The organism is uncultured Methanobrevibacter sp., from assembly GCF_902764455.1.
In the GTDB taxonomy this organism is placed as follows: Archaea; Methanobacteriota; Methanobacteria; order Methanobacteriales; family Methanobacteriaceae; genus Methanocatella.
In genome coordinates this window covers 19,611-33,041 of the sequence record NZ_CACWVY010000026.1, presented here as the reverse complement: position 1 = coordinate 33,041, position 13,431 = coordinate 19,611, and the positions used below count along the sequence as shown (strand labels likewise).

At 33.6% G+C, this 13,431-nt stretch carries 16 protein-coding genes and 1 tRNA gene; 9 read left to right on the top strand and 8 right to left on the bottom strand.

Going from position 1 to position 13,431, the window contains the following annotated elements; genetic code table 11:
* Window positions 1-33: 33 nt before the first annotated feature.
* The 4 genes from QZU75_RS09115 to QZU75_RS09100 all read right to left on the bottom strand — a co-directional run bounded on the left by QZU75_RS09115 (window position 34) and on the right by QZU75_RS09100 (window position 3,041).
* On the bottom strand, window positions 34-504 hold the full coding sequence (locus tag QZU75_RS09115; RefSeq protein ID WP_296883188.1) for a transcription elongation factor Spt5: 471 nt from the start codon (window positions 502-504) through the stop codon (window positions 34-36).
* 389 nt (window positions 505-893) lie between these two features.
* Window positions 894-1,073: a protein translocase SEC61 complex subunit gamma gene (locus tag QZU75_RS09110; RefSeq protein ID WP_296883186.1), complete on the bottom strand. Its 180-nt coding sequence runs from the start codon at window positions 1,071-1,073 to the stop codon at window positions 894-896.
* Between the two features lie 135 nt (window positions 1,074-1,208).
* The gene (ftsZ, locus tag QZU75_RS09105; protein ID WP_296883185.1) at window positions 1,209-2,345 is read right to left on the bottom strand and encodes a cell division protein FtsZ; all 1,137 of its coding nucleotides are present in this window, start codon (window positions 2,343-2,345) and stop codon (window positions 1,209-1,211) included.
* A 120-nt stretch (window positions 2,346-2,465) separates the two neighbouring features.
* Window positions 2,466-3,041, bottom strand: coding sequence for a pyruvate kinase alpha/beta domain-containing protein (locus QZU75_RS09100; RefSeq protein ID WP_296883183.1), 576 nt, complete (start codon window positions 3,039-3,041; stop codon window positions 2,466-2,468).
* Between the two features lie 77 nt (window positions 3,042-3,118).
* Here QZU75_RS09100 and QZU75_RS09095 point away from each other — a divergent pair, with 77 nt between their 5' ends.
* The 7 genes from QZU75_RS09095 (at window position 3,119) to QZU75_RS09065 (ending at window position 7,170) form a co-directional block, all read left to right on the top strand.
* Entirely contained in the window at window positions 3,119-3,973 is an 855-nt protein-coding gene (locus QZU75_RS09095) for a coenzyme F420-0:L-glutamate ligase (protein ID WP_296883181.1), read from the top strand.
* An 87-nt stretch (window positions 3,974-4,060) separates the two neighbouring features.
* Complete coding sequence (gene tfe, locus QZU75_RS09090; protein WP_296883179.1) at window positions 4,061-4,579, top strand: transcription factor E; 519 nt, start codon at window positions 4,061-4,063, stop codon at window positions 4,577-4,579.
* Between the two features lie 10 nt (window positions 4,580-4,589).
* The gene (locus tag QZU75_RS09085; protein ID WP_296883178.1) at window positions 4,590-5,081 is read left to right on the top strand and encodes a TIGR00295 family protein; all 492 of its coding nucleotides are present in this window, start codon (window positions 4,590-4,592) and stop codon (window positions 5,079-5,081) included.
* Between the two features lies 1 nt (window position 5,082).
* Window positions 5,083-5,991: a DUF5591 domain-containing protein gene (locus tag QZU75_RS09080; protein ID WP_296883176.1), complete on the top strand. Its 909-nt coding sequence runs from the start codon at window positions 5,083-5,085 to the stop codon at window positions 5,989-5,991.
* Window positions 5,992-6,070: 79 nt separating this feature from the next.
* A complete protein-coding gene (locus QZU75_RS09075; protein ID WP_296883174.1) occupies window positions 6,071-6,355 on the top strand; it encodes an iron-sulfur cluster assembly protein in 285 nt (94 codons plus the stop codon).
* A gap of 101 nt (window positions 6,356-6,456) precedes the next feature.
* Window positions 6,457-6,531: transfer RNA gene (locus tag QZU75_RS09070), tRNA-Ile, on the top strand.
* 123 nt (window positions 6,532-6,654) lie between these two features.
* Window positions 6,655-7,170: an amino acid-binding protein gene (locus tag QZU75_RS09065; RefSeq protein ID WP_296883172.1), complete on the top strand. Its 516-nt coding sequence runs from the start codon at window positions 6,655-6,657 to the stop codon at window positions 7,168-7,170.
* Between the two features lie 7 nt (window positions 7,171-7,177).
* On the opposite strand, the gene QZU75_RS09060 is transcribed toward QZU75_RS09065, so the two are convergent.
* Window positions 7,178-7,453: a HypC/HybG/HupF family hydrogenase formation chaperone gene (locus QZU75_RS09060; protein WP_296883195.1), complete on the bottom strand. Its 276-nt coding sequence runs from the start codon at window positions 7,451-7,453 to the stop codon at window positions 7,178-7,180.
* A gap of 79 nt (window positions 7,454-7,532) precedes the next feature.
* On the opposite strand from QZU75_RS09060, the gene QZU75_RS09055 reads away from it, so the two are divergent.
* Entirely contained in the window at window positions 7,533-8,834 is a 1,302-nt protein-coding gene (locus QZU75_RS09055) for an NAD(P)/FAD-dependent oxidoreductase (protein WP_296883170.1), read from the top strand.
* A 5-nt stretch (window positions 8,835-8,839) separates the two neighbouring features.
* Here QZU75_RS09055 and QZU75_RS09050 read toward each other — a convergent pair whose 3' ends face one another.
* The 3 genes from QZU75_RS09050 to QZU75_RS09040 are packed head-to-tail and all read right to left on the bottom strand — an operon-like array spanning window position 8,840 to window position 11,965.
* Window positions 8,840-9,889 carry a glycosyltransferase gene (locus QZU75_RS09050; RefSeq protein ID WP_296883169.1) on the bottom strand — a complete coding sequence of 350 codons (1,050 nt, stop codon included), beginning with the start codon at window positions 9,887-9,889 and terminating at the stop codon, window positions 8,840-8,842.
* A gap of 3 nt (window positions 9,890-9,892) precedes the next feature.
* Entirely contained in the window at window positions 9,893-10,849 is a 957-nt protein-coding gene (locus tag QZU75_RS09045; protein ID WP_296883194.1) for a cell wall biosynthesis protein, read from the bottom strand.
* A gap of 54 nt (window positions 10,850-10,903) precedes the next feature.
* Entirely contained in the window at window positions 10,904-11,965 is a 1,062-nt protein-coding gene (locus tag QZU75_RS09040; RefSeq protein WP_296883168.1) for an mRNA surveillance protein pelota, read from the bottom strand.
* A 60-nt stretch (window positions 11,966-12,025) separates the two neighbouring features.
* Here QZU75_RS09040 and QZU75_RS09035 point away from each other — a divergent pair, with 60 nt between their 5' ends.
* A complete protein-coding gene (locus QZU75_RS09035; RefSeq protein ID WP_363139646.1) occupies window positions 12,026-13,336 on the top strand; it encodes a prephenate dehydrogenase in 1,311 nt (436 codons plus the stop codon).
* Window positions 13,337-13,431 lie beyond the last annotated feature (95 nt).

Genomic DNA, 13,431 nt, shown 5'->3' with positions numbered 1-13,431 from the left:
CTTCGATAAGAACTTCGACTGTATCTTTAGCCATCAGTCAGCCTCCTTTTGAATTATTCTAATTTGATCAGCTTTAACAGTAACCGGAATAGGTACTGCTGCCTCTATTAACTCAAGGACGACTTCTTCACGTGATTCATCAATACGAACCACTTTCGCCCTTTCACCTTTAAACGGTCCAGAGATAAGCTCGACAATACTTCCTTTTTGAATAGAGGAAATAATTGGCTCTGGTTTCAAGAATCTTTTTGCTTCATCGAAAGTAATACCTACACTACCTTCAACAACACCTCTTAAATGTTGTACTTTTAAGTCAGGGTTTCTAAGATCTATTTTTGTTGAAGATTCAACTAAAATATACCCTTTTAAAGATTCCGGAACAAGAATTGAGGAAATACCTACACAATCTATGGTTCTAGCTTTACGAGCTAAAAGTCTAGCTACATTCCTTTCTTGACCTGCAGAGGTCTTAAGAGCATATATGGAACTATTAGATTCTTCCATGAAAAATTCACCTATTTTAATATTTGACTAAGTTAATGAAGTTCCACAAAAATGTGGTTCTCAGGTAATTCACAATAATGTGAAAATTTACTAAGCTATCCCCCTTCTTCAACAGGGTTTAAAAAATTATCCATTTGATTAATAAACAATTTTAAATTATTAGTTTATTTAATCCAAAAAGATTAATTCATACACTAAGTTAAAAGTTATTATAAAAGCCTTAATTATTCAAGATAATAAAAATTCTTGAAAATTAGAATTCTATAATATGAATATCTATTCATTTTATAGTATATAAAAGTTTTTAAAAAAATAGATATTTTAAGTAAAATAGAAAATTACAAAAATTTTATTATAAAAAAAGGGATCAAAAAATGAAAAAATTGGTTTTATAAACCAATTAATGAACCTAATAAAACAATTACATAACCCATTACACCAATAATAAGTATCCCAATAGAAACTACTTTAGCGAGTTCACGGTATTCTTTTGCATCAGGCTTTCTTGATACTTTTAAAACTCTTTTACTGTCTTTTATAAATTTATCAAAACTTTCTTGTACATTCATTTAAATAACCCAAAATAAAAAAACTATGAAATAATCATAATTTAATCAATTATAATAAAATAATAGTAATAAAATAATTTATAATTTAAACATTAATAAATGTTTGCATTTAATGAAAAAAATTAAGAAATGGAATTAGAAAATTCCATCAATGAAATCATCTAATTGATCATTTGCTGGTTCAGATTCTTGAACATCATCTGAATAATCGATATTTGGTTCATCATCAGAATCATAACCAGTTTTAATACCTGAAACAACAACAGTAGTCCTAACCATATTTTGGAGACTTTCATCAATTTGAGTACCCCAAATAATATTTGCTTCAGGATCTAATTTGTCTGCAACAACCTGGACAATTTTTTCAGCTTCATGTAATGTTAAATCTGAACTACCAGATATGTTAACTAAAGCGCCAGTTGCGTTTGAAATGTCGATATCTAATAATGGACTGCTTAAAGCTTCATGTACAGATTCTAAAGCTCTATCTCCAGAATCAGATTCGCCCATACCAATCATAGCCATTCCGGAACCACTCATGATGCTTCTGATATCAGCAAAGTCTAAACTTACAAGACCTTTCTTAGTGATTAATTCAGTTATTCCTTTAACTGCTCTTCCTAAGATTTCATCAGAAACCATAAATGCTTTATTTAATGGCAAGTTAGGGGCAACTTCTAATAATTTATCATTTGGAATTACAATAACAGTATCTGCAGCTTCTTGAAGTTTTTCTAAACCTTGTTCTGCATTTTCTCTTCTTTTAATTCCTTCAGCTGAAAATGGCATTGTAGCAACAGCAACAGTTAATGCTCCTAATTTTTTAGCAATTTTAGCAATAATCGGAGCGGAACCTGTACCGGTACCTCCACCAAGACCACAGGTGACAAATACCATGTCTGCGCCTTCTAATTCATCTCTAATTTCATCTTCACTTTCTTCAGCGCATTCTTCACCAACGGAAGGTTCTCCACCTGCTCCTAAACCTTTGGAAGTTTGTCTTCCTAAAAGGATCTTTTTACTTGATTGACAGTAAAATAAATCTTGAGCATCGGTATTGACAGCGATAGTTGTTGCACCTTCAATACCCATTTCGTTTAATCTTGAAATAGTGTTGTTTCCTGCTCCTCCAGCACCAACAACAAAAATATTAGTTTTTACGCCTTGAATAATATTAATTAAATCTTCATCTATGTCAGAAGAGATTTTTTCTGGCTGTTTCTCTTCCATTCTCTGTTCGGATTCCTTGATTGCATCATCTATAATTTTCACAAACTAACCCCACATACTCTGCTATTAAAATAATTGTTAAATATTTCTATCGTAACTAATATTTAAATGCAACTATTATTTAAACTACTACGAAATTTTTGCAAAAAATTAAAAAAATAATTAATCCCTTGGCATCGCAATAATTTCATGGAATTGCATGTTAAATAAATTTTTTGAGTTGACCGGAGTCAAAATAACTGCAGTGTCGACACCATGAGCCCTTCCACCAATAGCAATTATTTCTTCACCTACAGGAATAAGACCCGCATCACTAGCCATTAATGATATTTCAGCAGCAACCTTTACACCATGAGAAAACATTCTTAATGTATCTGCCACAACATCCAATGGAGAATAACCTCCGTATTTATTAGTGACGCCTCTTGCAGCTCCGCTGAATGCATGCAAACCCTGATAAGTTTTTACCCCAACATTTTCTAATTTTTCAATCATTTCATCGGAAATGTCTGATTCGTTATCTCCGCTGAATCCTACATTATGTGAAACATTGATTATAGTGATGTTATCATCATCAATAGCTTCTCTTAATTTTAATGCTGATTTTCCGGATGAAGAAGCTATCAAAATATATTTGATGTTATCGCAAATTTCCAATTTGTCTTTAACAGCCAAAATCAATTCGTCAGTGTAATCATCACCTTGTTTATCAAAATATGTTATGAATTTTCTTGCCATGATATTTACCCCAATAGATAATTTATTATAATCTATTTTATATTATATATTAGTAATAAATTTTATTTAAGATTTTTATGAATGATTTAGAAAATATAAAACATGTAATTAATGGAGAATATATTGTTATTCCTATTGAAACAGGCTACATTAAACCGAATGAAAATTTAAATTCTATAATAGAACCTGCAAAAGAACTGATGCGGGAGGGAGATTATCTGGTAATAGCTGAGACCCCAATTTCAGTTTCACAAAACAGACTGGTGGATGAATCAGAATACACACCTTCACTAACCGCAAAATTTTTAACAACAGTATGGAGCAAATATCTTTGGGGATATGTTCTGGGACCCGCTTTAGGAATCAAGGAAAGGACTATTAAAAACTTAAGGAGACTGCCCGAAGAAACGAAAGCCCACAAAGAAGTAGTACTTCAATTGTACGGTTTAAAACATGCCTTAAAACCTGCTTCAGAAGCTGGAATTGATTTGAGTAATTCTCCGGGAACATTTGTATCCCTTCTTCCAGAAAATCCTGAAAAAGTTGCAAAGGAGATTAAAGAGGAAATCGGAAAGGACGTCTGTGTCATGATTATTGATACTGATGCAACATATATGAAAAACGGCAAATACTTTACAGGCCTGCCAATTGCAATTGACGGAATCGATGCTGACAACGGATTTTTCGGATATTTCAAAGGGCAGCTGTCTGAAAATATGGGATCAACACCCCTTGGATGCAGTGAAGAAATAGACGTTGAAACTGCACTTAAAATAGCAAACATTGCTGAAGACTATCAAAAATCATTAGCAACCGAAATGAAAACCATCCATAGTGTCAAAGCAGTGCTTGGAACAGAAATCGATGAAGTTACTGTTGAAGCACTTGACTCCATTACCCACACCCCTGCAGTGATAATTAGAAAACAATAAATATTACAAAAAACAAAACTTAACAATAATATTAAAATTATTTTTTATTTTAGTCTAAAATGAAAAAAGTGTTTTAGGGGAAATTAAATGATAGATGATCCATTAGTAAAGACATTATTAACCAACGTTGTTGAAGATGAAAGTAATTTGCCTATTGTTGAAGCATTAATCGACGGTGTGGAAACTGATGAAGAAATCGCCAAAAAAACTGGAATCAAATTAAATATTGTTAGAAAAATACTTTATAAACTTTACGATTTAGGATTAGCTAGTTATAAAAGAAGTAAAGACCCTGAAACCCAATGGTTTACATATTCCTGGAAATTTGAAAAAGAAGAAGTCATTAACCACATTAATAGAGATTCAGAACAATATTTGAAAATGCTTAATGATGAACTGGAACATGAAGAAAACAACATGTTTTTCATCTGTCCTCAAGGCCATGTCAGACTTGATTTTGATGCGGCTACCGATTATGAATTTTTATGCCCGATATGTATGGAAGAATTGGAATTCCAGGACAATTCCGCCAACATCAAACAACTCAAAGAAGACATAAAAATGGTTGAAAGTAATTTTAAATCCTTTAATAAAAAAAATAGTTAAAGCGATGCAAATGGAAATAGAATTACTTAAAAAAGAAAATACTCCAGAAAATGTTATTGAACATTCAAAGGCAGTTTGTAGAAAAGCTATGAAAATAGCTTCTAATTTTGAAGATGCAGATTTAGAGTTAATCCGCGAAGGTGCACTTCTGCATGATATCGGACGGTCAAGAACCCATGACATAAACCATGCTATTGCCGGCGTTGAAATTGCCCGCACATATGGTTACGATGAGGACGTTTTAAATATTATTGAAAGACACATTGGCGCAGGCATTACCGAAAGTGAAGCCGTGAAACTCGGTCTTCCTAAAAAATCTTACGTTCCAGAGACTCTTGAAGAAAAAATTGTAGCTCATGCAGACAATCTGATTAGCGGAAGTGAAGAAGTGGATGTTGATTTCGTTATTGTAAAATGGAAGCGCAGAATCAAAGATCCGGAAGACAATATAGAAAGACTGATAGAACTTGATAATGAATTGATTAAACCTTTTGAGGAATAACATGAAAGTAATATGCTCAAGTGAAGAATCATTGTACCGCCCTGAGGCAGTTAGATGGAGACAAAGGATGGAAATGATGGAGCCTCTTGGTGATACCGTTGTATTGTTGCCCTGCAGTATGAAAAAACCTTATTCCAATTCAAAATCCCATCAGAAATTTAGAAAACTGACACGTTCATTTCAGGAACTGATTGTAACTTCCCCTTTTGGGATTTGTCCAAGGGAACTTGAAAATACATTCCCCATTCAATCTTATGATGTCAGCACCACAGGCAAATGGTCTGTGGATGAAATTGAAGAAAGCGGGAAACTGATTGAAAAATACACAAAAGGGAAAAAAATTGTAGCAAATCTTGCAGGAGGATACCTCCAATCCCTTGAAGCATATTGCGATGATTTTGTCAATGTTTGTGTGGATGAAAGACCAACATCCCCCGAATCCCTTTATAATTTAAGAATGGAACTTAAAAACCATCAAAAAATCAGCAGAAGAGAAAAGACACTGCATGAATTAAGGTCAATAGCAAAATACCAGTTCGGTGAAAATGGAGACAAATTCATTCCGGACAATGTGAAAACCAAAGGAATGTACCACAAAAGAATTTTATCAGACGGCAAACAGCTTGCATTACTCAATAAAGATCATGGTTTATTTAGATTAAATCTCCCAGGTGGAGAAATATTAAAAGAATTGGGAATTAATATTGTAAATATAGATTTCAATTTGGAAACCAATACTGTTTTTGCACCAGGAATCCAAAAAGCAGACCACAACATCATTCCTAATGACGAAGTAGTTGTTGTTAAAGACAATGATGTGATTGGAGTCGGCAAGGCAATCATGACCGGCCGTGAGATGGAGGAATGTGATAACGGAATAGGTGTTAAAATCAAACATAGATTTAAATAACCTTTTGTTAATATAACAACATATATAAATATGAGAAATATTAATACTTATTAATACAAAAAATAGGAGACTAAATTACATGTCAGAAGATTTAGCAAATGATATTAAAGACGCTGTTTCTGTAATTAATGACCCTCACATGGGCATAAGTATTGTAGAAATGGGAATTGTACAAAACATTACTGTAGATGGAGACCAAGCTGAAATTATCCTTAAACCAACCAATCCAGGTTGTATGAGTATCACCCGTATTGCAGCTGATGCTAAGGTAAGAGCTGAAAACGTTGAAGGTATTGAAAATGTGAAAATCATCGTTGAAGGACACGCTATGGCTGACTCCATTAACGAAATGATTAACAGATAATTTTTAAAAAATTAACTAAAATCTATAAATAACCGAAAGAGTTATATATAGTAATAAATATAAGTATAAGTGTTGACAGTTAACTGTCACACTAATTATATAGGCTAGTGGCACAGCTTGGTTAGCGCGCTCGGCTGATAACCGGGAGGTCATGGGTTCGAATCCCATCTAGCCTACTTCTAACTATTTTTAAAGAATTTTTCATAATACCTGTCCATTTTATCGAAATTTTTTTAGATTTTCAAAATTTATAAATACCATTTCGAACATATTTTAACTTAAATGTACAAAAAGTTGGAATGATGATTAAAATGTGGGAAAAAGTCAATGAAAAATTTAAAAAATATCCTGCAAGAATAAGAGTTGCAGAAAAAATGATTGAACTTGGCCTTTCCATTAACGATGATGGAAAAATATACTGCGGAAATTTGAAAATCAGTGATAAAGCATTAGCAACAGCAGCAGAAGTTGACAGAAGAGCAATTAAATCAACAATTGAAGTTATAAAAGAAGATAATGAATTAAAAAATATATTCTCAAATATTATTCCTGCAGGAACATTACTGAAAAACATTGCAAAAAATCTTGATTTGGGTGTAATAGAAATAGAAGTTGGATCTGAAAGCGAGGGAATACTTGCTGCAACAACAAATCTGATTTCACAAAAAGGAATTGGCATAAGGCAAGCTTACGCTGAAGATACTGCACTTCAAAAAGCACCAATATTAACAATAATTACTGAAAAGCCAGTACAGGGCGACTTAATAAATGAATTTTTAAAAATAAAAGGAGTAACAAGAGTGTCAATATACTGATTTGAATCTATTGATTTAAATCAGCCATTCTTGCTTTTTCCATTTCTCTGTCTTCTTCTTCAAGAACTTCTAAAAGTTCTTCCCAAGCTTCTAAAGATTCTTTAGCAGCTTCTTCGGATAATTTTTCAATTGCAAAACCAGCATGGATTAAAACATAATCACCAATTTCCACTTCAGGCAATAAGTCTAATTTAGCTTGTTGTCTTGCTCCACCAAAATCAGCATAAAGCCAATTTTCTTCTCTATTAATTTCAACAACTTGAGCAGGTGCTGCAATACACATAATTTCCATCTCCAAAATTTTAATATATACATTATTTACTAAATTGATATTATATAAAATTATCTAAAAAGGTGTTTTAATGGAAAATATTGTAATAGGATCCGGTCCTGCCGGAAGATTAGCTTCCTTAGAACTTGGAAAACTAGGAAAAGATGTTACTTTAATCGAAAAAAATCATATAGCAGGAACCTGCTTAAATGAAGGATGTATGGTTGTTTGTGCACTTACAGACATTACAAAATATATAGATTTGAATAAAAGATTCAACGATTACGGATTTGTCAAAAGCCAAATAGAGATTTCCTATGAAAAAATCGTGGAAAAGATTGTTGAAACTCAAAAAATGCTTAGAGAATTAAACCAGATGGAAAATGAAAGTGTGGGAAATAATGTGGTTTATGGCGAAGCAAGCATTGAAAATGACCATGTTAGAGTTAATGGAGAAAGCCTTGAGTATGACAATCTTCTAATAGCTACAGGTGCACGTCCGTTCATTCCAGACATTAAAGGCAGCGAATACGGACTGACCAACAAGGACATTTTAAAGCTTGATGAGGTTCCTGAAAAGCTAAACATTATTGGCGGAGGAATAATCGCCTGTGAAATAGCTAATATCTACTCAACATTAGGCAGCGAGGTCACCATTCTTGCAAGAAGCACATTTTTAAAGGAAATCAATGAAACAACCAAAAAATATATTTTGAAAAAAATGATTCCTGAGGTAAATGTTGTTGAAAATGTTAATGTTACTGAAATCTCTAAAGACAAGGTTTTAACAGATAATGGTGATGAACTTGAAGGAACAGCATTTTTTGCAACCGGAAGGACACCTAACAGTGAAATAGCTAAAGACATTGTAGAATTAAACAATGACAACACCATTAAAGTCGATGAAATGATGAAAACCAGTGCTGAAAACATATATGCTGCAGGTGATGTTATAGGAGGTTATCAATTAACACCAGTAGCAAGAATGGAAGGTATCACTGCTGCAAGAAATATGGCAGGATATCTGAATAAGATAAGCTACAACTGTATTCCACAATCATTAAGCCTGAACACTGAAGTAAGTTTTGTTGAAAATGAAAAATCACAATGTTGTGATGAAGACAAAGCAACAATCGCAATGCCTGCAATTGCAGGACCTCATGCATTCTGGCATATATTGACCGGAGATACAGGTTATGCTGAAATAGAATTCGATAAGAAAAACAATAAAATCAATAAAATCAATTCAATATCCCCATCATCCGTAAGTGATGTAGCATATCTGTCATATCTGATGAGAATGGATTATAATCTGGATGATTATGGTAATTTCTTGGAAATACATCCATCCACAGATACAAATTACAAAATAATAAAAAATATGTGGTTATAATACCACTATTCTAATTTTTTTAATATATCATCTACCAAATCATCGCCGGCAGACAAGCATTTATCTGCATAAATCAAAGCATTTTCCTTCAGAGAATCATAATTTTTAAAGACTTCATCTATGCTTTTGCATACATCTTCAACTTCAGATTCTATTATGGCTCCTTCATATACGCCTGCCATGTTCTGATATCTACCCCATTTCACTTTTGTCAATGTGATAATCGGGATTTCAGAAGCTATAGCTTCACCAATAGATACTCCGTCATCAGTCAGGACTGCCAAGTCTGCATATTTAAACAGATGCCCAATCCAATCAATATACCCCACATAAATAATCTTTTCGTTATCTATTGAATCCATATATTCATCATGTAAAGGTAAACCCATTAAAACAAGATTATATTCATCGCTGCATTTGGAAACAAGATTAGCCGCATCAATCATTCCCTTAAATATAGATGAACCTGAAGAAAACATTATTGTCTTTTTGTTTTCATCAAAATTAGGGAATTCTTTAAGTTTTTGAAGCGCTATATCAGCATCACCTTTACCTATATTATCGGCTAAAGGGTAAAATGACTTTTTAATATTTTTAGGCAATGTTTCCCATCTGAACTTATCAAGTTCAGGGAATACATAACACTGATTTAATTTAGGGCAAACCTTTGAATCAATAGGTGTTGAAATTAATGAAAATGAAGGTTTATGAGCAAGTTTTGCACCTACAGCAGCTACAATAGCACCACCGCCTAAAACACCAACAACAAAATCAAAATTTTCTTTTTTTATCAGTTTTCTTGCTTTAAATGTTGCTGCAAACAATTTTAAAGCACCTTTAACGGCAGACAATTTTGTTGCCGCATGCCCTCCTGCCTGAGGAATGGATATTTTATGCCATGAATAGCCGTTCTTTTTAAATAAGATACCTGGAGCGGATTCGTCAAGAGCTATTTCACAGGTCACTCCTCTCTTTTCAAATGACTTAATAATATTAAGTGCAATAGCTGCATCTCCTCCCAAACCTCTTCCAGTAACAACCAAAAGTGCTTTCATGACTTATTCCCCCAACCTTAGTTTTAAATCAGATGAAACATGCTTTTTGGAATGATATGCATAAGGATTGTACAGCAATCTTCTAAATCCTAAGCTAATTAAGAGAGGATTGGTCACTTCATACTGATTGTGTTTGAAAATCCATTTTCTAAACATGTCGCCCAAACCTCCTCCGGTTAGAACGTCCATGAAGTAATCTCCGAATGTCGGGTCAAGAAGCATGAGATTTTGTCTGAAGAAAACTTTGAGCGTGTTTCTTCTTACAAATGCGATTAATGCTGTAGTTACCAGGAACAAAAAGATTAAACTCAATAATCCTCCAACCAAATAAAATGAAACGCCCAATGCAATTGCAAATACATGATTTCCAACTTCACCAAGCATAATTTTACCTGCAAAATCAAGCGGACAGTAACCTAAAACAACAATTAAAAGCAGCACAGGAGTATAAAATGCCGGAAGTTCAGCCACATCAGGAGATCCTATAATAACCATCAGAGTCATGGATACAACCGCCATAATCATTGTTACTATACATGCAGATCCAGGCTGCATATCTGAGATATTTAGCGGCTGGACAAGAAGTGCTATGAATATAGACGAAACTCCCAATCCCAACATAAAACCGTTGATTATTACCAGAACCATCCCTATACCTCTTGAAAGCTGGCCCCATTCAATTCCAAAAGGAGATTTTTTCCTTCCAAGAAGGTCATCGATAAATGCGAATACACCAATAATCAAAATTAGACTGTTATATCCCGGCAAAAAATAAAGAGACAATATAATGAATGGAACTATACCAACTCCTCTTGGAATTCCACCACGAACATTTGGAAATAGATTTCCCAAATAGCCTCTTTCACCCAGGAACCTGAAAATAACAGATACAATCTGTGTTCCTATCAAGGATAAAAGAAAAACAAAAATCAATGCTAAAATTATCGATGTATACATAATAAATCACAATTCAATTTAAGTATTAATAAATATTTATTTAATATTATATAAAAATTAAGTTATTTCATATCTTAAAATGGCAGCCATACCTCCGAGACTTTCCAATTGTTTGCCGCCTTCATGCTCACTGCTGATAACCATTACAGTACCTTTCATATTTTCAACCATATCCATCAAATCACCCATATTTTCACTGGCAACCTCCGTGTCAAGGATTAAAAGTTCACTAACAGCACCCATATTAATGGCATCTTTAACCTGTTTTTGACCATATGCAATCTTTGATGAATTTTTTCCAATCTGTTCTAAAAGCCTGTTGACGGCACCCATTTCAATAGCTACCCTATTTTCAGCGGTTAATTTTTCGACAGTTCCTTTTTTTAGAACTTCGCTAATTCCTACGCGTCCTCCAGAACCGGTCGGTTCGATGACAGAAATTCCTGCCAGATCTTTGTGCTTTTCTTTTAGATAATCGTAAAAATCGTTTTTGACAAAACCCGGTCCTGCCAAAATGATGTTCTGTATGGAATCGAATTTAACAATTGATTCAATGACCTTTTCATAAAAGTTGATAATGTTTTTCTGTCTGTTTTTATCGACAATTCTTTTTCCGGACACCTGACCCTTAATCGGACCATAATATTCTATGCCGAACTGTCTCATCAGACCGAGAGTTGCAGTATCGTCTTCCAAAACAACTATTATTGCAGATAATTTTTTAGAAGCATCAATTGCCTGGTTCAATCTTTTTATAGCCCATTTAGGCCATCTCTCTTTTTTGATTGTAAGAGGAGTGTTGAGCTTTACTTCCAGAGTATGGTGAGAACCTAAAGGTATCAAATCTTCAGGACCCCTTGTTATCACACCAGTCAATCTTAGTTTACCTGTGAATAGATGAAAACTAATGTTTTCAATATCCAAACCCAGATAAAATGTTTTTTTAACACCTCTGTCGCTTCTAAGTTTATCTCCAGTATTATCTTGTATACGGCGAGTTGTTTTTGAAGAGGCATTGTCTCCAACTTCCACAATATGGGACAAATGCCATAAATCATCCAATGTTTCGGGGACCACTTCTATTATCCCTTCTTTAGTATCTTGTTTTATAATTTTCATGTTTTCAACAATAATTTTTCTAGTTAATAATTTATATACTTATTAATTAATATTAATTAATTGATTAAAATGAAAGTTGGAATTATTGGAGGAAGTGACGGTTTAGGTAAAACCCTCATTTACTATTTTAGAGACGAATTTGACGTATACATTAGTGGAAGAAATCATGTAAAAGGAAAAAAAGTTGCTGATGAAATGAATGCAATTTATATTGAATCCAATACAGAGTTAGCCAACATCAGCGATATTTTAGTAATTTCCGTTCCAATTCAACATACTTCCGACGTCATTCGTGAAGTTGCACCTTTCATGAAAGAGGGTTCTCTCATGATTGATGTTACATCTGTTAAAGAGGAACCTTCAAAAACAATGGATGAAGTATTGCCGGATAACGTCGAATACATTCCAACACACCCAATTTTCGGTCCGAGAACAACAAGGCTAGACAATCAGGTTATTGTACTGACCGCCACCAAGAAAGGAAAATGGTACGACAAGGTTTACAGATACCTTAAAGGCAAAAATATGAGAATCATTGAAACCACAGCCAAAAATCATGATTTTATGATGAGCATCGTGCAGGTTCTCACTCACTTCTCATTTATTTCAACAGCTTCAGCAATTGAAAAGCTGAAAGTGGACCTGACCGAAACTGAAGATTATGAAAGCCCTATTTATAATTTAATGATTGATCTGATTGCACGTATTGTTTCACAAAATCCGTATCTAACATACAACATACAAGCCCAGAACAGCAATGGTCCAAAAGTAAGAAATACCTTTGCAGAAGCGGTAATTGAGCTAAAAGATGCTATCAACAATAATGATGATGAGAAATTCATGGAAATTACAATGAATGCAACAAAACATATGGGAGACATTACAAATGCATTGGGTAGAAGTGACAAGGCAATAGGTGCCTTGAATTATGAATACAGCATTTTATTCGAATCCGTCGGCAAAGAAATGGGATTGAAAGATATATATACTGGAAAAATCCATACAGGAATTCTTGAAAGAGTAGACGGAAAAACCGCCGTTTTGAAAAACGGGACAAAAACCAAAGAATTCCGTATAGCCAACATCAGAATTCTTCTTGATGATGAGCTTTACCAGTGGAAGCTTGAAAATACCCCTAAGACAATCAAGTCAATCACATGCATGTTTTCCAAAAATGTCAATACTGAAACCATACAAAAAACCGTGCTCAACCTCGGCAATATCATTGACATTAAATTAACTGATGAGTATAGCGGTTCCCAAGTTTCTGATGACTGCATAAACTTAACTTTTGAGGTTACCGCAATGTCAAAAGAGGATATCGAGAAAGTGAAAAAACTTTTCACAGGATTTGGTGGAATTCTCAAATAATTGTTTTATAATATACGAACAAATATTAAACTGTCTAAAAGTAACTAAATTTTTATTTTGGATATAAGAGACTTATATTTATTGGTTTTTTATTT